This is a genomic window from Vibrio sp. B4-6, assembly GCF_963888245.1.
GTDB lineage: Bacteria > Pseudomonadota > Gammaproteobacteria > Enterobacterales > Vibrionaceae > Vibrio > Vibrio anguillarum.
The window spans coordinates 291,885-314,805 of the sequence record NZ_CAWPIM010000044.1 but is presented as its reverse complement, the minus strand read 5'-3'; the positions used below and the strand labels follow the sequence as shown (position 1 = coordinate 314,805).

Genomic DNA, 22,921 nt, shown 5'->3' with positions numbered 1-22,921 from the left:
AAAAAAATGAGAAGCAGGATGAACAAAAGCCGAACATTTAATGAAAGCATTGATAACCCACTATCGAGTCGTATTGGTCGCAGGATCATTTTTTTCCTCATCATCTTGAGTGGCGCTGTCACCCTGATGACAACGTTAGCACAAACGTATTTCGACTATGACAGAGAGTTCGATGATGTGGCTCAACGTCATCACGAAATAGAATTCGTTCATGCCGAACTGCTTGCCGCTTCTTTATGGAATTATGATCTGGTAGCACTTCAACAGCGCTTAGATAGCTTAGTCAATTTGCCTAAAATTGATTATTTGGAAATCACGTCTGGCGGTTATCAATTCAGTGCCGGAGAAAAAGTGACGGGGCAATTAGTCGCACACCGTTATCCCATGCTTTATATCAACCCAAAAACGCAAGCCAAAGAGCAGATTGGTGAGCTCTACGTTGAGTCTAATGCCCAAGAAATCTACAACTACTTAATCAAGCAGTTTCTACTGATATTGGTTGTGAACTCGATTAAGACTGCCTTTATTTGTTACGCTATTTTGATGATTTTCCATGAGAGCGTAAACCGACGAGTCTTCGCCATTGCTCAATACTTACGCAAATACAACCCTCGCCATCCACCAAAACCACTAAAACTTCCCCATAAGAAATGGATTATGGGGCATAACGATGAACTCACTTGGCTGGCCGATGAGACTAATAAAATTACCGGAAATGTAACTACGTTGTACAGTAATATAAAACTTGAACAAGAACGATTAGCCGATTTTACGGACGTCTCATCCGACTGGTTATGGGAGACGGATAGTTCTGATAGGTTGATTTACACTTCCGAACCCATGCGTCAAGCTTTAGAGATCAGTGAAAATAGCAAGCCACTACTTTCAGAGATTGACTCACTGAGAGATATGAAGAAATTACTCCAATCCATTACTAAACACTGCTCGTTTTCAATGTGTGAAGAGACGATTATCATCAATGATTGTAAGCATTATTTGATGTTTCAAGCGGTAGCACGGTATGAGGAGGATATGTTTCTCGGGTTACGGGGCACAGCCATTAATATCACCGAGCTAAAACTGGTTCAGCTTGAACTACAAAAACTCAACCAAAACTTAGAGCGTCAAGTCACAGAGCGAACTCGTGATTTGGAAAATAGCATAGAAGAATTAAAAGCCACGCAAACACAGTTGATTGAATCTGAGAAATTAGCGGCTTTAGGTGGTTTAGTCGCGGGGGTCGCGCATGAAGTCAATACGCCATTAGGCATCGCGGTGACCGCAAGTTCGGTAATCATTGAGGTCACACAAGAGCTAAATACCGCCTTCGCCAATCAAACGCTTACAAGCCAGCAGTTTTCTGAATTGATGCAGAGAATGAATGAAACCAACACTATGCTTGAGAGCAACTTAAATCGTGCTGCCAAACTGATCCGAGACTTTAAACAAACAGCGGTCGATCAGGTATCTGAGAGTCGCAGTCAATTCTCGGTCCACCAAGTATTAAGCGCGTTGATTGCTAGCCTACATCCGGAAACTAGGAAAATTCCAGTCATCCCACAACTAGAGGGAGATGTCGGGCTCACAATGAATAGCTTACCTGGCGTCCTCACTCAAATTGTCTCGAACTTAGTCATGAATAGCGTTAACCACGCTTTCAGTGAGGAGAAAAATCCGATAATAATCATTACATTCCGACAAGAAGGGCAGAATATTCTCTTAGAATATAAAGATAATGGCTGTGGCGTCGAACCAAAACTGCACCATAAAATCTTTGAACCCTTTTTTACCAGCAAAAGAGGCCGTGGCGGATCAGGGCTTGGTTTGAATCTTGTCTTTAATCTAGCGACTCAAAAACTACAAGGAAAACTAGATTTTAATTCTAATGTTGGCCAAGGTGTTCATTACGTTTTTACCCTGCCTAAGGCCCTTGAACTTGTTAATAATGATGCTGCAATAAATGTGCAGTAATAATGGATAGAAAGTAAAAGGGTCAAGGTTGCCAATCATCGTAAGGAAGGTGAATAGAATCATAGAGTATTTGCAACTCACCACTCTCTTTAAGTTTATCAATCATTCTTGTTAAATAATCATCAATCCAATCACCTTTAGGCCCTTTGGGAATGATAAACACATCCTCATGGTCATAAAAATACTGGCGATAAATATTTGTCAGGTTTAGACTTCTTAGAGCAATGTCGGCTTCTTCTTGTGCCCAAACAAATCCATCAATACGACCAGAAGATAGTTTAAGTAATGATGTATTGATACTATTAGAACGCATCACTGGAAAAGGCATATCATCAGGAAATGCTTCGATTATATAATGATTAGGGTTCGTCCAAAGCTGATCGACGCTAAATGGTTTATCCTTATTAGTGTAAAGAACAGAGGCGACTAAACCAAAAGAACGACTACTAAACCGGTAAGCCAGTTTGTCATCCTGATCATCCACTCTAACCGCTGGCAAAGCAAAATCAGCTTGACCATTCACAACACCATAGATAGCACGATGGAGTGGATAAACATGAATAATAATATTTACATTAGGATCAATTACATCAATACGTCGTACTAAATCAACAAAAGGCCCAGTACCATCAGCATTAATCAACCCAGGAATTTCACCCAAATGGGCAATAATTTCATTCCTAGATTGTTCTTTTTCTTCTGCATTAATAGAAAATAAAATAGGAAAGAAAATAAATGATGCATATATAAAAAATCGATTGCAATCCATTAAAACACTCATAACAACACCTATAGTTAATAAGTAAATAAACTTAATCAGGATACTGTTCACGAATAGTGATGAAATCATCCCAATGCGCCAGCATCAGATCGACCAACATCGGATCAAAATGTTTTCCTTTTTGCGCGACAATTTCTTGTTTGATTGTCTCTTCCGGCCAAGCATCTTTATAACTGCGTTTAGAACCAAGAGCATCAAACACATCAGCTAATGCTGTGATTCTGCCACTGATAGGAATGCCTTCACCGGCTAATTGGTTTGGGTAACCGCTTCCATCCCATTTTTCATGGTGAGAACCGGCAATCTCTTTCGCTTTGATAATTAAACTGCGTTTTGAACGACTTAAGATATCAACACCGTATTCAACGTGTTTTTGCATGATCGCCCATTCTTGAGCGTCCAATTTCCCTGGTTTATGAAGAATACTGTCAGGGATCGCCACTTTACCTACATCATGTAGGGGTGACGCATTTTTAATCATATAAATATCCTGCTCAGGTAAGGTCATTAATGTGGCTAATTTTTCACAGATCAGAGAAACCCGCTGTACGTGAGCCCCTGTTTCTTTGCTTCTGGCTTCGACGGCATTGGCTAAGTTATAAACAAGCTCCCTCGATGTTTCGCGTAAATCAAGCTGTAAATTTAAGTTTTCAAAAGTTAACCCTATGTTATACATATAGATTTCAAGCAAACGTTCGTCATTTTCAGATAAGCGCTCAAGCAAATTAATATAGAGTAAATTTTCTACACCACGACTGTCTGTCATATAAAGTACAGAGGCATCATCGTAGCTATGAGACATTTTGCTTTGCAGTGCAAGCTGGCAGCGCTTAGCCACTTCCGAAGGTAAGCGCGAAAAATCACAGTCAGAATAAAAATCGACAAATCCTCCAATAGCCGCCAACGTTAAAGCACACGAACCTTCGCCTTCAGATTTAGGCTGAACGATACAATAAAATGCCGATGCATGGAGTTTAAGTAAAGAAGTGAGCTGGCTCAGTACCGATTCAGCATAGGTTTGTAAGGTTGTGGTATTTTGTACCTTCGCTGAGGCTTCAATCACGCGTTTAAGCCCCTCTTTTTGCTCTTCTATCAAACAAAGATCCCGATAAGATCGCAACATCGAATAGAGCAGGGTTCTGAGTTTTTGTGTGGTAAGTTCTGTTTTCTCTTTATAGTCATCAATTTCATACTCTTGGATGACCGTATCTTCGGGGGCTTGCCCTGCTTGCCCGGTACGTAATACCAAACGAATAATTCTATTCTTACACTCTTCACGGATATGCCTAACTAAATCTAACCCCGCGTGTTCCGTCTCCATAACTACATCAACGAGCGCTAAAGCTATATCGGGCTGAGTATTCAGCACTTCTCTGGCTTCAAGACCAGACATAGCAGACAGTAGCTCTAGTGGCCGTCCTTGAAATGAAAACCCTCTTAGCGCTAAACGAGTGATCTGGTGCATCTGCTCATCATCATCGACTAGCAGTACTCGCCATGGTTTATTTTCAACACTAAGTTCATGACTCTCCTGGCTCTTTGGTTGAGCCTCTTGTCGAAAATCCGCAAACAGATCCATCGCTTATCTCTCTATATTGACAATATTCCTACTCTTATAGGTTTAGCACATAACCGTTTTGTTGGTGGTTAGAATCTAATTAATGTGATGAATAAATTGATTTTTACAAGCCATATACTCAATGATATTGATATTTCAATCACCTTCATAAGCCGTGCTCGAGGTGCAATAATTTCATCGCGTTTAGTAGATAAAAAAGTTTATGAATGAAGAGTGCCATTTACCAATGCCGTGGAATTAATCATTTCGTTTTTTACGAAATTCTCGTGGTGTGCAATGGCTCCATACCTTAAAACGAGTACTAAAGTTTGCTGGGTTAGGATAGCCGACAATGTCACCGACATGTTGGATTGGCCAGTCGGTAGAAACAAGCAAACGAGCGGCGTACTCCATACGCATTCGCGTTAAGTGGGCTTTAGGACTGTGGCCAAAGTGCTGCTGACATAAACGATGTAAATGAGCTTGCGAGCAAGGAAATAATGCGGCGAGATTTTCTATTGTCCAATCTTTATGCAGCTGGCTCTGGACTCGCTGAAAGACGCGATTTAAACGCAACGAAGTACGCGAGAGCGGTAGTTCAATCGGTGCTCGGAGAATGATTTCTATCTGTTCAACAATGCGTTGCCCGACCTGCTCACCAAGCTCAGCAGGCAATATTAAGGTTCGCAGTAGCGCTTGAATACTCGCATACATGACCGCAGCGATAGGCGTTAATGTGTAATGTATTTCTTCTTTTACGGTGTTTTTCCAATGACGCTGTGGTGCAAGAAAGATCCACACCACTTGCCACTCTTCTTCTTCAATTCCAAAACCATTTTCGACACCCGCTGGTACCACAATTAATGAGCTCGGTTCCAGTAAGTAACGGTCAGTTCCACTCGTTAGCCAACCTTTTCCCTTCACCGTGTATAACAGCATATGCACGCTCTGATTTTTCCGATAAACAGAAAACATTTCGCGGCAGGTTGCAATTCCGCATTGCACAATGCCGCTTTGCTCCAATGCTAAGACGCGACTTTGGTCAATAAATTCTTGATGTGTTTTATCTGAGATGGAATACCGTTCTTGCTTGTCTGACATATGAGAGTTTGGCAAAAGTTATAGAGGTATTGAGAGAATACAAAAATTACGATTCGATTTACACTTGCCGCATATCAAAATGAGGTAATGCACCATGTTTATGACTCCCTTTCATCAGCTAGACCGTCAATTTTGGCGCAAATTGATCGATATTGGTGTACCAGTATCCCTCCAGTCAATGCTGTTTTCACTGTTAGGTGTAGTAGATATTTTTATGGTCAGCCAATTAGGTGAATCCGCTACGGCGGCCGTTGGTGTTGGCAACCGAATATTTTTCTTTAATCTCATCGTTATTGTTGGTGCTAGCGGTGCAGTAAGCGTGTTAGCTTCGCAATATTTTGGTGCAGGTAACATCGAGGGCATAAAACGGACATTGGCTCAATCTTGGATAGTGGCTCTGCTGTTTACACTCCCCTTTATGCTGCTCTATTTGTGGATACCTCAGTCTGTTGTTTCTTTAGTGGCCAATGATGCTCAATACGTCACACTAGCCACGGATTATTTATGGATCACAGCACTTAGCTTATTTTGTACCGCATTAGTAGTGCCACTAGAGAGCGCACTACGTTCTGTCGGCGTGGCAAAGTTGCCAACTCAAGTAAGTATTCTGGCCATCATTATTAACGCTGTCTTAAACGCTTTACTCATCTTTGGCCTGTTCGGCTTTCCAGAATTGGGGGTTGTGGGTGCAGCGATTGGCACAAGCATCTCACGCGGCTGTCAAACCATGCTTCTTTTTTGGCAAGTAAAGCGACATTACGCTCATCTATTGCCCAATCGCGAAAACTGGCAGCAAGCAAAAATGAAACACCATAGACAGCGCTATTTTAAAGTCGCAAGGCCAATGATTATTCACGATTCAGCATGGGCGGCTGGCATTTTGATTTACAACGTTATTGTCGGCCAGTTGGGCGTTTCTGAACTTGCGATTATCTCACTGCTTTCCCCCATTGAAAGTGTACTCATTTCCGCCTTTCTTGGATTTGCCGTGGCCGCCTCTATCTTGCTTGGACATGAAATTGGTGCACAGCGTTACGAACGTGCCGCGCAGACTTCTTGGTGGTATGTACTTACTAGCTGCGGGCTGGCGTTGCTGCTGGCATTGTTCTGCTTTTTGGCTGAACCTTGGATTTACGCTTTGATCGAAAAAAGTCCACTGCATGATACACAAATGGCCGTGAATGTTTGCTTAGTAATGGCGTTTGGGATGGTACTACGGGTATTTAATATGGTCGGTATCGGTGGCGTGTTAAAAAGTGGCGGCGATATTAACTACAGTATTTTCATTGACTTATTTGGCCAATGGGCGATTGGCATTCCGTTGGCTTATTACACAGGGTTGGTTCTTGGCTGGCCTTTGCATTGGGTTATGATGGTTATTATGCTTGAAGAGGCCGTCAAAATTATCCTTACAACACAACGGATCTATTCCAAACGTTGGATCAATAACTTGGTCAACGAGACAGAGCCTTCAACGCTCCAAGCATAGTTAAACCGAGTATAACTCTATGCTTGGAGCGAATGTAACCAACACAGTTGCTGATTAAGTAGGAAATGTCTTAGTGTTACGCCTTATATTTGAACTGAGCAATCTCACTATTTAGTGTCTCTGCTTGCCCAGAAAGGTCGGTAAGCACTCCATCAACATCATTCACTTGTCCAGAAACCGACAGTGAAGCATCGGCAATCGAAGTAATGCTACTGCTGATTTCATCCGTTACTGATTTTTGCTCTTCTGTCGCGGCAGCAATTTGCACATTCATGTCATTCAGTTCGGTTAACATTGACATGATTTGAGCAAGCATATCCGTATTCAAATGGCAGGTTTCAACCCCTTTCACCACGGTTTTATTGGCCTTTTCAATTCCCTGCGACACACTGTTTATTTCATGTTGTAGCGAATCGATTTTTTTACGGATCTCTTCAGTAGAAGTCTGCGTGCGCCCTGCTAATGATCGCACTTCATCGGCAACGACCGCAAAACCACGACCCTGCTCGCCAGCACGTGCTGCTTCAATCGCCGCATTAAGGGCCAGTAAGTTGGTCTGCTCGGCGATACCTTGGATAACATCAAGCACTTCAGCAATAGAATTACTTTCACTATGGAGCCGCTCAATAGCTTCCACCGCCATCTTCATCTCATCGCTCAACAAACTGATTTCATTTCCCAACGCTTCCCCGACGTCGACACTTTGTGACCCTGTATCATTAGCTGATTTCACATAATCGGCAGCTCGGCTAGCAAACTGCGCTACCTCGCCAATTGAAGCACTCATTTGATTTACCGCCGCCGCGACCGATTCTGTTCTCATACTCTGCTCGGCAACAGCGCCTCGCGTGCTCTCCATATTGGAAGACATACGATGAGTGCTGCCGTTGAGTGACTCCGTCGCCCGCGCAAACTGCTCAATGGTTTTCTGTAAGCTGCTAAATAGCTGGTTAAAGGCAACCGCAACTTCCGCCATTTCATCTTTACCCTTTTCACTTAAACGCGCGGTTAAATCATTCTCCTGATTAATCCGATGCAGCTCTAACGACGCACTGCGGATAGGTTTGGATATACCACTTCCCACGATGTAAGAAATAAAGAGTGAAAGCACCACAAGAACAGCAATACTAATAAACACCGTCTGCAATACTGAACGCTCTAAAGTCGAGACATCTTGCAACGCCTCAGATTGATCGATTTCAGTTAATATAGCCCATTTTTGTCCTAAAACATCCAGAGGTGCGTAAGCCGAAAGTACTTCAACATTACGATAGTCTTTGATGGTTTCTAGGCCTTGTCCACCCGCCAATGCCTGTCGTACCGCATCGGTCTTGATGCGTTGACGCCCAATGGCCGAACCCTTGGTTTTGATTTGATCAATGGTGGCTGGCTCAACACCAATATCAGTTAAGGTTTGAAAGTATTGCTCAGGATCTTCTAATAAAAACCGTGATTGACTGCGCAATAAACCATCTTGCCCCACAAGGTAAGTTTCTCCACTTTTACCGAGCCCCGCATCAGCCCAGCTACCGCCAAATGTCATGATGTTGTTGATCACATCGATCGGCATCTGAAAGATCAGCGTGCCTACCCGCTGCTGTTCTTTGAAAATTGGGGCCGAAATAAACGAAGCCGCTGCCTCATAGGAAGGATAATAAGGTGCAAAATCTTCGAGGTAGGATTGCCCCTCTTGCAAGTTTTTTGCCTTAGCAAATGCATGGCCTAGCCCCGAATTTTGATATGCGCCAGTTGATAAATTGGTCGCAAAATCCAGTTCTTTAAACACGGTATAAACCACGTTGCCTGACAAATCGACAAGGAAAATATCGTAATAGCCAAACGCTTCTAAAAATCGCCTAAATGAGGCGTGATAACGCCGGTGAGCTTCATCATAGCTGCTGCCCAATGAATCAAAATCCAAGTGATGTTTGGATCCAAGCTCGTTAGGGTTTACGCCGATGTAGCGAGCCTGCAGTGCTTTTCCCTGCTCTGAAAGCTGTGCAAATGCACCAAGTTCATTTGGCTGACTGCCATTGTTTTCCTGACGGTAAGTACGACCAAACTGATCACGATAATACCGTTCTAGCGCATCCATATCTTGGGGCGTTATACGGTGGGCAGGATAACGAGAGAACGAACGAGTAAAAGAATCCATTGCTTCTTGAGTCGATACCTCGGAAGACAAGGTCTCAATTTGCAGACGGATCTGTTTGAAATAGTTAGTTATTTCACTCTTTTTGATTTCGCGTACGGAGGTAAGTTGATTTGCGGCTCGGTCATAAAGTGCTTGGCTTGAGAGCTCTGATGCTCGCCACCCAACAAAACCACCGCTGATTACCACGCCAACTGAACACAAGATAGTACATGCCGCAATGATTTTCGTTGATATTTTCATAGTCAAACCCTACGCATAGAAATGAACAACTTTTTGTAAAGCCATCGTCGCCCCCAGCCACTGGGTTTATATGAAATTTGTATTATGAGCTTTTCAAAGTGTAGGTCACGGTTTGGCTTTTGCGTAGAAAAACGACCGGATACATCCAAACAACTTGTTGAAGTTGCAGGTAGGCGGTAAGTGAGCTCATCCCCATGAGCACAAGTAAACTCTATGCTGGGTTGAGCAAACGTAGCCAGCACTGCTGCAGCTTCAAGTGCACAACGAAGGGAAAATAACCACCAGGTCGAGATCTAAAACTAACACATTGATAGTATTGGTTTTAATCGATTAATCCATCACATTTTGCGGCGCAGATAAAATCGTTTTTGTGCAATCCTTTGATGGAATGGCTCCACCAAGTCACGGTCACTTTGCCCCACTCTAATAACAAACTGGGGTGGTGGAATTCCGCTTCAGCTAATTGAGCAACTTGGTTAGAAAATGCCCACGCCAACTTGAAGTTTTTGAACACATACACTTTTTCCAACTGGGGGATGCCATCACGTACAACAATAGACCACCCCTCAAGTTCAGTGAGTAGTTGCTGCTGCTCGGGGATCGATAATGCTAGCGCATCAAGGCTACAAGCTTCACAACGTAATTCTTCAAGCATGGGTCTCTTCCTTGGGTTGAAATAAGGGGGCCAACAAGCCTGCCTGCATGGCACTTTCTACCTGCTGTACAAGATTTTCTTGGCTCAAATGGTACAGATCTCGTAGATCATCCAACACATAGTAAATGGGTTGCATGATATCAATACGATATGGCGTTCTCAGCACTTGTTGGATGTCAAATTTTTCACGTATGGCCGTTTGATTATCAAGGCTATACACGGTTTCAGCGGGAGAGGATAAAATACCTCCGCCATAGATTTTTACACCGTCACTTTCTTGCACTAAACCAAATTCGACCGTAAACCAATAGAGCCGCGCCAAATAAGCTCTCTGTTTTGGGCTCGCGTTAGCCCCAAGCTTGCCGTAAACCTGAGTAAATGATGCAAAATCAGGATGAGTAAGCATCGCGCAATGACCAAAAATCTCATGAAAAAAATCCGGTTCTTGCAAATAGTCAAACTCTTCACGGCTACGCAAAAACGTGGCAACTGGAAATTTTTTCTCTGCCAATAAGGCGAAAAATCGATCGAAATTAATTAAAGCGGGCACCGGCTCGACTTGCCATCCGGTTTCACGTTGCAAAATACGGTTGATATCGGGCAACTGAGGAACCTGATCTTTAGAGAGTTGCAGCATCGCTAACCCATCCAAATAGGCTTGGCATGCTCGCTGCTCAACGACGGTCTCTTGACGTGCGATCAGATCATACCAAATCCGATCCTCTTCGTTACTCCAGTCAATGAAACCTTTGCTATTTAATGGCTTAGAATGATACTGCGTCATACCACAACCTTTTAACAAACCGATTACATTAAGCCTATCGCCTCGTGAAAAGTCTGCCAATCTTAGGCTCGACATCTGACGACGCTCACGCGTAACAAATATTTTACATTTATGGTTTTTTTACTTAGATATCATGGATATGATTATGGCCAACCCGTTTGACTTTACGGCGTTCGCCGACAACACTAAACAGTGCCAACAGATCAGAAAATAAACGGATATATACCCACTTGTAGTGGTTGTAGGGAACGCGATTATGTTTGAAGAAAATTTGACGCCGCACACACCGCTTTGGGTCCCTAGCCAAGACCGCATCAAAGCGTCCAATTTAAACCAGTTTATTGAGCACATTAATATGCAAGGTGAGGCGATAGAAAGCTACTCACAACTGCATCTCTGGTCCGTTGCCGAGAGAAAACAATTTTGGTTAGAAGTGTGGCAATTTTGCGATGTGATCGGCTTTCGTGGTAACTGCATTTACGGTGAGGGGATTGCGAGATGGGACGACTTCACCGCCGCCAGAGACACAATTTGGTTTCCCCAAGCACAATTGAACTACGCGGAAAATCTGCTCTCTTATGCGTTTCAACAACCGGAAGGCATTGCCGTTTGGTTTAAAAATGAAAATGGGCAAAACAAGAAGCTAACATGGCAGCAACTCAGTGATCAGGTTTCTATTATCCAGCAGTGGTTAAAACAAAATGGAGTTGAAAAAGGTGATGTTGTCGCCGGTTACTTACCCTATATGACCGAAACTTTAGTGGCTATGTTAGCGACTACTAGCTTAGGAGCCGTTTGGACATCAACCTCTCCTGATTTCGGTGTCGACAGCGTAGTAGAACGTTTCGGCCAAGTACAACCCAAAATTTTATTCTGCTGCAATGGGTATACGTTTAATGGCAAAACCCATCTCATGGAAGAAAAAAATGGTCAGATTGCCGATGCTATTTCGAGCCTACACAACATTTGTCAGATCGAATATTTACAGCAACGCTCACTCACGGCTGATTTTAACGACGCTTTTTCTGATTGGAATGCGATTCTCGCAAGTTACCTTCCACGTGGGCTACGCTATGAACGCATTGGCTTCAATGACCCACTGTTTATCTTGTACTCATCAGGTACGACAGGTAAACCCAAATGCATCGCCCATTCGGTTGGCGGTACGATTTTAAATCATCTCAAAGAGCATCAATTACACTGTGATATTCAACCGGGCGATCGTGTGTTTTATTACACCACTTGTGGGTGGATGATGTGGAACTGGCATGTTTCGGCGCTCGCTAGCGGTGCTACGTTAGTTATTTATGATGGTAGCCCAATGTATCCGCAACCGGGTGTATTGTGGGATTTGGCAGAAGAAGCCAACATCACTTTGTTCGGTACATCGGCCAAATATTTAGAGGCACTGCAAAAAACCGCGTATTCACCGAGCGATTACTACCCTCTCTCCTCACTGAAAACATTATGTTCAACAGGTTCGGTTTTGTACCCAAAACAGTTTGATTATGTATACGCCAACATAAAAGCGGACTTACACCTCGCCTCTATCTCGGGTGGAACCGATATTTGTGGCTGCTTCGTGCTTGGCAACCCCATATCGCCGGTGTATCGAGGAGAATGCCAAGGCGCAGGCTTAGGACTTGATGTCGCCGTATTTAACGACCTTGGCCAACCCGTGATACAACAACGGGGAGAGTTAGTCTGCTGCAACAGTTTCCCTAATCAACCCATCGGGTTTTGGCATGACGATGGCCAACGTTATCACAATGCGTATTGGAGCAAGTTCTCTGGTGTATGGCACCACGGTGATGAAGTTGAGTGGACCGACAATGGGGGAATACGTTTTTATGGGCGCAGTGACACCACCTTAAATCCCGGAGGCGTGCGTATCGGCACGGCGGAAATTTATCAGCAAGTGAATAGCTTGCCTGAAATACAAGATTCGGTCGCAGTGGGTCAGAAAATCGATAATGATGAGCAGATCATCCTTTTTGTACAACTGGCTCCACATTGCGAACTCAACACCCTACTGGTGAACACCATCAAACAGCGCCTAAGAGAAAACTGCTCCCCTCGTCATGTTCCTGCGCAGATCCATTCCATCAGTGATGTCCCGCGCACCAAATCAGGAAAACTAGTAGAACTCGCGGTGAAGCAAGTACTGCATGGCGAGACAGTCAAAAACTTAGGTGCAATTGCCAATCCTCATGTATTAGAAGAAATCCACGCGCTGTTTACATAAACATTATTCTTGAAATAAAGGCGATGGAAGTTGATGTAGGCACAGCGGTAAATATTTCGGCAGCTTGTCAAATAACCCGCATCTTTTCGTGTAATTTGTCAGTATGTCAGTGATATGCTTTTGAAAAAGTTTGGAGGAACCGCCTTTATTTATGGATTATATTCACCTTTCAAGAATCAGTTTAAAACACCTAACAGCGCTACACGTCATGCTCAGTACCCGCAGCGTCACGCAAACAGCGGCCCAGCTCTGCATTAGCCCTTCAAGCATCAGTAAAAACTTGTCGCAATTGCGCATTCTCTTGGAAGATGAACTATTTTATCGTGACGGTACACATTTGATACCTACCCCTTTCGCGCTACAAATGGGCCCCACTGTCCATTCAATCCTCTCTAGCATGAATGGATTGCTGCATCACTCAAATTTCGAACCTCAACATTATCAGGGGAAATACCGCCTTGCGATGCGAGAAAGTGCCTTTGAGTTGTTTGCTCCTATTTTGACAAACGTAATAAAAAATCATGCACCGCAAGCTTCCTTTACTATCTACTCGAAAGATCACTATGGCTTCGACGCCCTGCAAAGCGGGCTGATTGATTTCGTCATTTTGCCACACGATATCAGCCAACCCCCAACGCGAGATAAAGAACTCGTGTGGGAAGTGATTGCTCACGATGAAATGGTCTGCTTAATGCGTAGTGATCATGCTTTAGCCAATGAAGTACTCACTATCGATCACTACCTTGCTCAATCGCATATCGGCATTATGGATAAAGAGCTGGCTGAACCTTTTTTTGAACAGAGTTTGGCTCAATCTCATCGAGCTCGTCATGTTCCGGTTGTTGTTGCTGACTTTGGTGCGGCCGCCATCTTATGCAAGCATACTGACTCACTCTTTACTTGCTCCAAACGCTGGGCGGAACAAGCGATGCAAGCTAGGGAGTTGCTCATCAAACCGTTACCTTTCAATTATGGGAAAGTGGCTTACAGCTTAGTGTGGAACAAGCCCAGTATGAACGACCAAGCTTTGAAATGGTTGTGTGATCAGCTCAAAAAACCACACTGATGTTTGTGAATCAACATTGAAAATTTAGCTCAATGCTTAAAATAAAGAAGGCCAGCACTATTTTGCGCTGGCCTTCTTTATTTATCTTCTGATGTGCTTTTATTTTTGCTTAACCCTAGCCATGAGTTATCAGTCAACAAACAGAATTATTCGTGATCAATGCCTTATAGTCTTCTGTGGAGTGACTATCATGACACTTATCAACAAGCTAGAGCTTACGCAAGTTGATCATTATGGAACAGTGAAATAATGTAAATAAGCCATTCTCAATCTGGAAAACCATCGACTTTATGATGTTATTTCCTACCAATGCCCATCACTACTGGCGCTAGACCTTTTGAATTTTTAATCTCGAACGCAACTGCGGTTTCCACTTGGCTAAAACCTGCGCTTTTCAGTTGTGTCTCAATTTGGTTTTGGCTAAGACCATAGTCAGGATCATCTTCTTCAACCAACCAGTCCCAATGAATAAAAACGCCATGCTCATCTAATAGAGAATGAATGATGGTAAATACTTCATTAAGATTCGGCACAAACGCGCACACAGATGACGCCACAACAAGATCGAATTGTTTGCGAAAGGCCGGATGTTGCGCGACTAGACCACGGGTCAGAAAATCCACCACGGGTTCAACGTTGACCAACTCTTTTTTATCCAACTCTTCAATCATGGCCTCAGAGCCATCGAGCGCGACAATATCTCTGGCATGGCGAGACATCATTTGGCTCAGCAAACCCGTACCACACCCGAAATCAAGAACATGTTTACCTTCGAGAGTGACCCGTTTCTGCAATTGCTGAAACACATTTTGAGCAAAAAGCGTTGTGGATTCGTCCTGCTCCCACTGAGCCGCACACTCATCCCATTCGTTCGCCATCATGGCCTCCGTGTTACTTCTTGTATTGGGGAAATTTTCCCAAGAATAAACCAAAACTGTGTTACGTTCATAGAGTTACAGCTCAATCTTGACTAAGAAATGATGAACTGGCTTTGATTGGCGAGAAAACCGTCAGTTGGTAGAAGAACATCAGATAGGCAGTGGTACTAAAATTGTTTATGATCAACCCATTATTGTGCCTTAGAGAACGTTATGAACCTTTCTCAAATTGAAGCATTTTTCTCTGTCGCGGACACGGGCTCAGTCTCCGAAGCGGCGCGACAATTAGAATGTAACCGAACCAAACTCAGTATGGCGATTAAAGCGTTGGAGAAAGAGCTCGATACCGCTCTTTTTGTGCGCACCGGCAACAACCTGACTTTATCTGAAGCGGGGAAAGCAATTTATAAAGATTGTGAAAGTGTTTTGGTGACCATTGCGCGAATAAAACACACCTGTACGCAAATATCACGGGGCTTCAACGCCGAGATGTGGATTGCCCGTGATGATTCTCTTCCTGATGCCTTGTGGCAAGATTTTGCACACCAGCTGAATAATCGTTTTCCCGCGACCTCGTTTAACCTTGTATTGGCTTCAAGCGGCGACTTAGCCAACTTGATTGCCACCCATCAAGTCGATTTTGCTTTTGGCGTCGATTACGAAAGGATCAATGACCCGCGGATCACTTATCAACCTTTGGGTAAAATCCGGATGATGTCGGTGTGCAAAAGTGACCACCCGCTAACTAAAATTTCGCGAGTCACCGACGAAGAACTGCGCAGAGCAATGCAAGCCGTGATGGTCTATTTAAACGAAAAAGATAACCCCGAATTACAACCTTTCTCTCGTCGCTACATTGGCTTCTCCAGTTTCGATTACATGCTCAATACCATCTTGACTGAGAATGCATGGGGCGTATTGCCAGAACCTTTAATTCGCCACTTCCTACGTGAACAAAAACTAACGGTGATTAAGCACACCTACGGTCTCACTCAAGAAGATTACTGCATGTTTACGGCCACGGGCATGGCCGAACACCCTGGCATGAACTGGTTAGCCGATAAGTTGCGTGACTATTTGTTTGATTTTTAATTTCCGTTGTTTAGCTTTCAAGATGCCCACATTTCAAACAATCTAAAGCGAAGACAGTCAGCGTCAATTATCCTGACAGACAAATAACAACATAACTAGTTGTTTTAATTAAAAATAAACTTAACCCCCAATATTCAAGCCAACGACCAATGCACTTAGAGATTGTCAAAACCGTGCTTTAAGCCAAAATAACAGCATGTTTTCAACAGGTAGTCTTTTATGTGTGCTCGAACAAGAAATAATGAAAATCGCATTTTGACGATTTCGGCCCTTTTAGCTTCTGGCTTTGCTGGTGGCGGACTTGTGGTTGGTATGCTTGTCGGTTCACTGGTTATCGTGTTTGACGGTGTGTATTCACTGGTTAGTTTGCTGTTAACATTATTGTCGCTGGTGGCGTCACGCTACATTCGTAAACCTTCTGACTCGACTTTTCCCTTTGGACGCGCGGTGCTAGAACCTGCGGTTATTGCTATCAAAGCCAGCGTTATTTTGTTAGTCGTGAGTTATTCGTTGTACTCGGCTGTCATGGCATTGTTTAGCGGTGGTCGAGAAGTGGATGCTTCTATCGCAACTGTTTTTGGCACAGTGAACGTGATTGGTTGTGCGATTGCGTGGTGGTTCATGGTCAACAAGAGTAAACGTTACTCTTCTGGTTTGATTGACGCTGAAGTAAAACAGTGGCAAATGGACACGCTATTAAGCGTCGCGGTAACGGTCGGTTTCATTGCCGCTTGGTTGATGACCTTATCTCCTTGGGCAAAATATGCCGTCTATGCAGACCCAATCATGATGCTATTAATGTCGTTTTACTTTATCAAAGTGCCTTATGACATGCTTAAATCGGCAACACGTGAATTGTTGATGATGTCACCAAGCAAAGAGATTTGTAAAACCGTGGATCAAGGTGTCATTGCCGTAGGTGAAGAATCAGAGCAAGATATTGAGTTAACTGCGGTGACTAAAGTCGGTCATGAGCTGTGGGTCAATGTCGACATTCGTCCTGATGAGAATGAAATGATTGCACTTGAAGATATCGAAAGTACTCGTCGCTCGCTACATAAGCGTTTATCAAAGCTGCCATTCGTACTGCAATTAACCATGAACGTAGCTCGTTAATCAGTCTCAATTAAACGGAAAAAGCCCTCTCGTTCCCGAGAGGGCTTTTTTTATACATAGCAAAGCTGTTGCGATGTCAGGTCAGGCTATTGGCATTTTCTCTTGCACCGTCGATTGACGTTCTCTGGTCGCCCACCAACAAATTAAAGAACCCATCGTTACCATAATCACACCTTGCCAAAAGCTTAGCCCAAGCGCTACACCTAAGATTAGCGATGAAAGCAAGGTTGAAATCACTGGCGTGAAATAAGAAAGAGTCGCCAATAGAACCATATTGCCACGCAAGATTGCCACATTCCAAAGTGCATAACCGCTGCCCATCACCACACCCGTTAACGCTAAATTCAAGGTTGCTGGAACGGTAAACACTAAAGTGCTTTCGCTGCTAAGAAAATACTTAATCCAGAGGGCGATAGCAGTAGCCATAAAGAACAGGATAATGGCATTTTGTCCATTGGCTAATTGTTTGGTGATATTGCAATAAACAGCCCAAATAATCGCCCCGCCAAACGCCATGCTATAGGTTAAGGGATTAGTCGCAATATTGGCTGATATTTGCATCACCGAAAACCCACTATCACCAGTAATGGTCCAAGCAACCCCGACAAATGCGAGCGCAACGCTTGGATACACAAGAATATGGACGGGTTTACGGCTGAGAAATACCGCAAACAACACCGTCAAGGCTGGCCACAAATAGTTAATCACCGCCATCTCGAGCGCTTGATGGCGATCATTGGCCATACCTAACGCTAATGCTAAGCAGATTTCGTAGCTCACAAAAAGCGCGCCACCGATCAGAACATAACGCAGAGAAAAGTGTTTGAATTTAGGCACACCCATGACAAGCATCAGAAATACTGAGCTCACAGTGTAAATCAGCGCCGCCCCACCAATTGGGCTAAATTGCTCGGTGACCGTTCTGATTAGCCCCATGAGACAGCTCCACAGCAAGATAGCCGCAACACCAAATAGTGTATATTTATGCTGCTTCAATGATGCCCTTCCTTAACTGAACTATGCAGGTCAGATGTTCCATTCATTTCTTTTAATGAACGGAGCACTCTCGCTGGTGTGCCTCCGACTAGGCTATCAGCTGGCACATCCTGATTGACCACTGAATTTGCCGCGACAACCGAACGGGCACCAATCGTGACTCCTTGATTAATAACAACGTTGCCACCAATCCATACGTCATCTTCAACCGTAATCGGCTTACAAAATGTTTCCCACAAGCGGCGGCTGCGATAATCCAAAGCATGCGCTGGTGTATAAAACTGGGTGTTAGGGCCAATCAAAACATGATTACCAATCGTGATTTTAGCGCCATCAAGCATAGTGACATTCATGTTGATAAAGGTTTCATCACCAATGGAAATTGTTTCACCGAATTCACAATAGAAAGGAGGCTGCACCACACTTTGTTGGCCAATTTGACGATATAGCTGAGTTTGCAATTGATGGCGGGCTGTAGCATCGGCGCATTGGTTGATCTGCAACAGTAAATGTCCTGCTTTGCTACGAATGGCTTCCATTTCTGGGTCTGCACCGTCAAACACCATACCATTCATCATTTTTTCCATTTCGGTCATGAGCCGTTCCTCCTTATGCATCTAGTTTATTTAGACTACTTGGATAAACAAAAGAAAAAAGAGAAAAGCTCACTGTTTCACTTTCCTCTTTAATTTCAACCAACCTGTAACGCACAGGAAAAGGCAAGATCAGAGCATATTGCTTTTTCCTAGTTTTATTGATTGACTGGCTTAAACAATCGCCCAACTGTGAGTCATTGTGACACCATTGCCTAACATTAAGCAGACAGAACAGTACTTTTCTAATGAATCGGTCGTCACTTTTTCAACGACACTAGGGTCAAGATCAACGCCTGATACGTCGAAATGGATATTGACTAGCGTAAAAATCCGCGGTGCGGTTTCACGGCGCTCAGCCGTCAATTTGGCGTTACATGCAGTGACCTGTTGATTGGCCGATTTTAAGCCATCAACCACATCCACAGAGCTACAACCTCCCGCGGCCATAAGAACCATCTCCATCGGGCTAGGCGCGGTTGCACCACCACTGCCATCCATCACCACCGAATGACCAGATTGGGATTGGCCCAAGAACTTGAAATTTTCGACCCACTTTACTTCAGCTTGCATTATTTTTGCTCTCTTCTCTGTGCGATGAAACTACAGGTTATCGGTTGGAAAAATCACGCCCGTTTGGCGGCGTATTTCTGTCAATAATTTGGAAACGGTGAGTGAGCGTAATTTGCATTGCTCATCTATTCTCTTGTTCTGTATCTGATCTGCAAATTTGTGTGCTTCGTAGAACATGCGGTTGGCGTGTTGCTCAATACTCAGATCTTGGGTTTGACCACCACGGTTAATTCTCGTGATGCGGTTGCAGGTAGAGATCATCTCAACGTGCAGTGCGGCCTCTTCACCTTGAATTTCGCTCGGCAAATAGGAGTCACTGGTTTTTGAATGCATTAATAGCACATCAAAACCGTCATATCCTAAGATCACACTGCCGTTACCATCAACCCCCGTCTCCAGTAAATGCGCTTGGGCTTGTACCGATTTAGGCTCACCAAACAGTTCAATGGCTGAGCCCAAACAGTAATAACCAATATCCATGATCGAACCATTGGAGAACTCGGGCAAAAAGGTATTGGGCATCTCACCCTTAAGATATTTAGGGTAACGAGAGGAATACTGGCAGTAGCTGAGCACCACTTTACGGATAGCGCCAATCTGCGATAGCTCTTGTTTGAGAACGGAAAAATTGGGCAAATGTGGGGTTATAAAGGCCTCGAATAATACTACGCCATGCTGTTTGGCAACTTGATACATCTGCTGTGCTAATGAGAAATCAGAAGCCAGCGGCTTCTCACAGATAACATGTTTGCCCGCTTGCATCATTTGAATCGACTGTGGACCATGCAGTACATTCGGGCTGGCGATGTACACGGCATCCACATTGTCACTCTCACCTAGGCTCTTAAGGTCAGTAAACAAAGCAGGAGCATCGTATTTTTCGGCAAATTGTTTCGCCCTGTCCAGCGAACGGGAATAAACCGCTACTAGCTGAAATTCCCCCGTTTTTAATGCCCCTTCAATAAATTGGTCAGTAATCCAGTTGGTTCCAATAACAGCTAAGCGAATCATCATCATATCCTTTCATTATTTTCACCTATTATCTGGAGTTACTCCGCAGGAAGCAATGTTAACCTCACCACTTATTATTTTCAGGTGGCCATTATTTTCAGGTAACCAAAATAAAGAAAACCCCACTAAGCTCTCGCTTAGTGGGGTTCCAGTTCTTACTCGCAGCAATCCAGCTACTGATAAGTGCTCCCTGCATCAATTCCTTGATAGTCTGCTGATTCCCTCAGCACATTCCCTTTCATCGCCTTCCTAGCGGTGTCCTTAACTCCGTCGTCCCGACAGATGTGTGCACTTTTCCTTTGCACCGTCCATTAACTTTCCTTGATAACCATCCTAGTTATTCAGCATCCAGCTAATGTCCTTCGCTATCCTTGCCGATCATTCTTCCTGAATTATCGAATCTTCGTCCTGAAGATGACCTATCCTTGGGTCTTTCCTGTTCCGTGTCCGCTTCCTGCTGACAACTTCAGATTACGGATTTCACTTTTTTCAGCAATCCCCCACCTGTTGTTTTTTCTCTACCAGAAAGACACCGAATGAAAATTATCATTTAAATTCAAATAATTACAGAAATTCAATCTCTTTTTATTGCATAGCGAAACGTTAAAGTCTCACGATACGTGTGAGAGATCTCTCACAAACTTAATCCTATAATTGCCTATCACCGCAGCTAAGATACCCGCACGAAATGAGATAGAGCTCTCACTCTAATACTGATTGGCACGGCTGAATTCTGTTTAGAAATGAGAATTGCTCTAGACTAAGTGTGAGAAAACTAGGATATTAATGTCGATCTTAATCACATATCTCCCTCGCTACTGAGGAAATGCAAGAAAATCGTCAGAGGAACAACACATGATTTCGAAATGGGCACAGCGCTTTTACCAAATGGCAGAACTTGTTGGCTCTTGGAGTAAAGATCCCTCCACGCAAGTCGGCGCAGTGATCACTAAGCAAAATCGCATCGTTTCGGTTGGATTTAACGGTTACCCGCATGGTATTTCAGACAGTGCAGGCACCGATGATCGTGATATGAAATACCTCAAAACACTGCATGCTGAGGAAAATGCCATCCTATTCGCCAAGCGTGATTTGGATGGTTGCGAAATTTATGTGACACATTTTCCTTGCCCAAACTGTGCAGCAAAAATCATTCAAACTGGGATTTCCGCAGTACACTGCCCAGAGCAAACAGAAGACTTTTTATCCCGTTGGGGTGATAAGATCAAAGTCAGCCAAGATATGTTTTTACAAGCGGGTGTTAAAGTAAACTGGCTACCGCTCAGTGATTTGAAATAATTAATCAATGATCAAAAAAACCGCCCTGCCAAATTGGAAGGGCGGTTTTTGTTTGGGAGTATTAACGAACAATCAGGCCGAGTAAAATACCAACTGCGCCAAAATCAGCATCACTAAACGTTGTGTTAGCAAAACCTAGGTTTCCAAGCACTGGCATTAAAAATACAGGTAAGAACGTGATCAATAAACCTTGCGCAAATGCGCCCAAAATAGCACCACGACGCCCACCTGTGGCATTACCAAATACCCCTGCGGCAGCACCAACAAAGAAGTGTGGAACAACCCCAGGAATAATCACTGTCAAACCCATAATGTAGAGTAAGAACATACCTAATAAGCCAGCAAGAAAACTAGATAGAAAGCCGACCAAGACAGCATTTGGGGCATAGGGGAATACCACAGGACAATCTAATGCTGGTTTAGCATTAGGAACTAGTTTGTCTGAAATACCTTTAAACGCAGGAACAATTTCAGCAATAACCATACGTACACCTTGTAAGATGACATACACACCCCCCGCAAACGTAATAGATTGCATCAGCGCAAACATAAACCAATGTTTTCCACCGCTCACTTCACGCACAAATTCCCCACCAGCAAATAGACAGGTCACCATAAAGATGATGCCCATAGTAAATGAGATCGCAACGGGTGTATCACGTAAAAATAGTAAACTTTTAGGAACATTCATATCTTCCGTAGAATGTTCTTTATTACCAAATTTACTACCAATAAAACCAGCTAATACATAAGAAAGTGTAGAGAAGTGACCAATAGCAACATCGTCAGAACCTGTAACTTGACGCATATATCGATGTGCAATTGCTGGGAAAAACACCATAACACTACCAACGACAATGGAACCTAGGGCAATCAATGGAATACCGGACATACCGCTTGATGACAAAATTGCAGCCACCATCATCGACATAAATAAAGTGTGGTGCCCTGTTAAGAATATAAATTTCCATGGTGTAAGGCGTGCAATCAATATATTTACCAGCATCGCGAAAAACATGATCATCGCCATTTCTTTACCAAATGACTTTTGAGCAATAGACACGATGGCTTCATTATTTGGAACGACACCAGTAATGCCAAAAGCATGCTGAAATATGGTCGCAAAATCTCCTAGCGAACCAACAACTAGCCCCGCACCAGCTCCAAGAATAATGAAGCCCAAAATAGTTTTCACGGTACCTTTAATGCATTCCGTCAATGGTTTTTTCTGTGCGATCAAACCTATTAATGCGATCAAGCCAACTAACATTGCTGGCTCAGAAAGCACGTCATTCATTAAAAAATTAAAGAATTCCAT

The 22,921-nt window shown here is 43.6% G+C and carries 19 protein-coding genes; 7 read left to right on the top strand and 12 right to left on the bottom strand.

The window, feature by feature from the left end; translation table 11 throughout:
* The first annotated feature begins 18 nt into the window (after nucleotides 1-18).
* Nucleotides 19-1,971: a sensor histidine kinase gene (locus AACV20_RS12730; protein WP_170907407.1), complete on the top strand. Its 1,953-nt coding sequence runs from the start codon at nucleotides 19-21 to the stop codon at nucleotides 1,969-1,971.
* A gap of 22 nt (nucleotides 1,972-1,993) precedes the next feature.
* Here AACV20_RS12730 and AACV20_RS12725 read toward each other — a convergent pair whose 3' ends face one another.
* The 3 genes from AACV20_RS12725 to AACV20_RS12715 all read right to left on the bottom strand — a co-directional run bounded on the left by AACV20_RS12725 (nucleotide 1,994) and on the right by AACV20_RS12715 (nucleotide 5,411).
* Nucleotides 1,994-2,752 (bottom strand): ABC transporter substrate-binding protein, encoded by a 759-nt coding sequence (locus AACV20_RS12725; protein ID WP_212752595.1) that lies wholly within the window; start codon nucleotides 2,750-2,752, stop codon nucleotides 1,994-1,996.
* Nucleotides 2,753-2,783: 31 nt separating this feature from the next.
* On the bottom strand, nucleotides 2,784-4,331 hold the full coding sequence (locus tag AACV20_RS12720; RefSeq protein ID WP_170907405.1) for a DUF3369 domain-containing protein: 1,548 nt from the start codon (nucleotides 4,329-4,331) through the stop codon (nucleotides 2,784-2,786).
* A gap of 237 nt (nucleotides 4,332-4,568) precedes the next feature.
* Entirely contained in the window at nucleotides 4,569-5,411 is an 843-nt protein-coding gene (locus AACV20_RS12715) for an AraC family transcriptional regulator (RefSeq protein WP_170907404.1), read from the bottom strand.
* A gap of 94 nt (nucleotides 5,412-5,505) precedes the next feature.
* Between AACV20_RS12715 and AACV20_RS12710 the strand changes: the two genes are divergently transcribed.
* Nucleotides 5,506-6,900 carry an MATE family efflux transporter gene (locus AACV20_RS12710; protein WP_064626635.1) on the top strand — a complete coding sequence of 465 codons (1,395 nt, stop codon included), beginning with the start codon at nucleotides 5,506-5,508 and terminating at the stop codon, nucleotides 6,898-6,900.
* A gap of 76 nt (nucleotides 6,901-6,976) precedes the next feature.
* Here AACV20_RS12710 and AACV20_RS12705 read toward each other — a convergent pair whose 3' ends face one another.
* From AACV20_RS12705 to phhA, 3 genes are all read right to left on the bottom strand, one after another.
* On the bottom strand, nucleotides 6,977-9,301 hold the full coding sequence (locus AACV20_RS12705) for a methyl-accepting chemotaxis protein (protein WP_170907403.1): 2,325 nt from the start codon (nucleotides 9,299-9,301) through the stop codon (nucleotides 6,977-6,979).
* Between the two features lie 316 nt (nucleotides 9,302-9,617).
* Entirely contained in the window at nucleotides 9,618-9,950 is a 333-nt protein-coding gene (locus tag AACV20_RS12700) for a 4a-hydroxytetrahydrobiopterin dehydratase (protein ID WP_017049984.1), read from the bottom strand.
* Nucleotides 9,943-10,734 carry a phenylalanine 4-monooxygenase gene (gene phhA / locus AACV20_RS12695; RefSeq protein WP_017045087.1) on the bottom strand — a complete coding sequence of 264 codons (792 nt, stop codon included), beginning with the start codon at nucleotides 10,732-10,734 and terminating at the stop codon, nucleotides 9,943-9,945. The genes AACV20_RS12700 and phhA overlap by 8 nt, the downstream gene beginning before the upstream one ends.
* A gap of 271 nt (nucleotides 10,735-11,005) precedes the next feature.
* Between phhA and AACV20_RS12690 the strand changes: the two genes are divergently transcribed.
* Together AACV20_RS12690 and AACV20_RS12685 are read left to right on the top strand one after the other, a co-directional pair.
* Entirely contained in the window at nucleotides 11,006-12,979 is a 1,974-nt protein-coding gene (locus AACV20_RS12690; protein ID WP_026028902.1) for an acetoacetate--CoA ligase, read from the top strand.
* Nucleotides 12,980-13,130: 151 nt separating this feature from the next.
* The gene (locus AACV20_RS12685; RefSeq protein ID WP_026028597.1) at nucleotides 13,131-14,045 is read left to right on the top strand and encodes a LysR family transcriptional regulator; all 915 of its coding nucleotides are present in this window, start codon (nucleotides 13,131-13,133) and stop codon (nucleotides 14,043-14,045) included.
* A gap of 296 nt (nucleotides 14,046-14,341) precedes the next feature.
* Here AACV20_RS12685 and AACV20_RS12680 read toward each other — a convergent pair whose 3' ends face one another.
* The gene (locus AACV20_RS12680) at nucleotides 14,342-14,923 is read right to left on the bottom strand and encodes a class I SAM-dependent DNA methyltransferase (protein WP_049785471.1); all 582 of its coding nucleotides are present in this window, start codon (nucleotides 14,921-14,923) and stop codon (nucleotides 14,342-14,344) included.
* 213 nt (nucleotides 14,924-15,136) lie between these two features.
* Here AACV20_RS12680 and AACV20_RS12675 point away from each other — a divergent pair, with 213 nt between their 5' ends.
* Together AACV20_RS12675 and AACV20_RS12670 are read left to right on the top strand one after the other, a co-directional pair.
* Entirely contained in the window at nucleotides 15,137-16,015 is an 879-nt protein-coding gene (locus AACV20_RS12675; protein ID WP_010319645.1) for a LysR family transcriptional regulator, read from the top strand.
* Nucleotides 16,016-16,234: 219 nt separating this feature from the next.
* Complete coding sequence (locus tag AACV20_RS12670; RefSeq protein WP_017043151.1) at nucleotides 16,235-17,131, top strand: cation diffusion facilitator family transporter; 897 nt, start codon at nucleotides 16,235-16,237, stop codon at nucleotides 17,129-17,131.
* A gap of 81 nt (nucleotides 17,132-17,212) precedes the next feature.
* Here the strand turns inward: AACV20_RS12670 and yddG are convergent, their stop codons facing one another.
* From yddG to AACV20_RS12650, 4 genes are all read right to left on the bottom strand, one after another.
* Entirely contained in the window at nucleotides 17,213-18,127 is a 915-nt protein-coding gene (yddG, locus tag AACV20_RS12665; RefSeq protein ID WP_170907402.1) for an aromatic amino acid DMT transporter YddG, read from the bottom strand.
* The gene (locus AACV20_RS12660) at nucleotides 18,124-18,723 is read right to left on the bottom strand and encodes a sugar O-acetyltransferase (protein WP_026028176.1); all 600 of its coding nucleotides are present in this window, start codon (nucleotides 18,721-18,723) and stop codon (nucleotides 18,124-18,126) included. Before AACV20_RS12660 ends, yddG begins: the two co-directional genes overlap by 4 nt.
* A 171-nt stretch (nucleotides 18,724-18,894) precedes the next feature.
* The gene (locus AACV20_RS12655; RefSeq protein ID WP_047688690.1) at nucleotides 18,895-19,293 is read right to left on the bottom strand and encodes an OsmC family protein; all 399 of its coding nucleotides are present in this window, start codon (nucleotides 19,291-19,293) and stop codon (nucleotides 18,895-18,897) included.
* A gap of 30 nt (nucleotides 19,294-19,323) precedes the next feature.
* Nucleotides 19,324-20,310: a Gfo/Idh/MocA family protein gene (locus AACV20_RS12650; protein ID WP_170907401.1), complete on the bottom strand. Its 987-nt coding sequence runs from the start codon at nucleotides 20,308-20,310 to the stop codon at nucleotides 19,324-19,326.
* Nucleotides 20,311-21,159: 849 nt separating this feature from the next.
* Here AACV20_RS12650 and AACV20_RS12645 point away from each other — a divergent pair.
* Nucleotides 21,160-21,603, top strand: coding sequence for a dCMP deaminase family protein (locus AACV20_RS12645; protein ID WP_010319355.1), 444 nt, complete (start codon nucleotides 21,160-21,162; stop codon nucleotides 21,601-21,603).
* Between the two features lie 61 nt (nucleotides 21,604-21,664).
* Here the strand turns inward: AACV20_RS12645 and AACV20_RS12640 are convergent, their stop codons facing one another.
* Nucleotides 21,665-22,921: a PTS ascorbate transporter subunit IIC gene (locus tag AACV20_RS12640; protein WP_170907400.1), complete on the bottom strand. Its 1,257-nt coding sequence runs from the start codon at nucleotides 22,919-22,921 to the stop codon at nucleotides 21,665-21,667.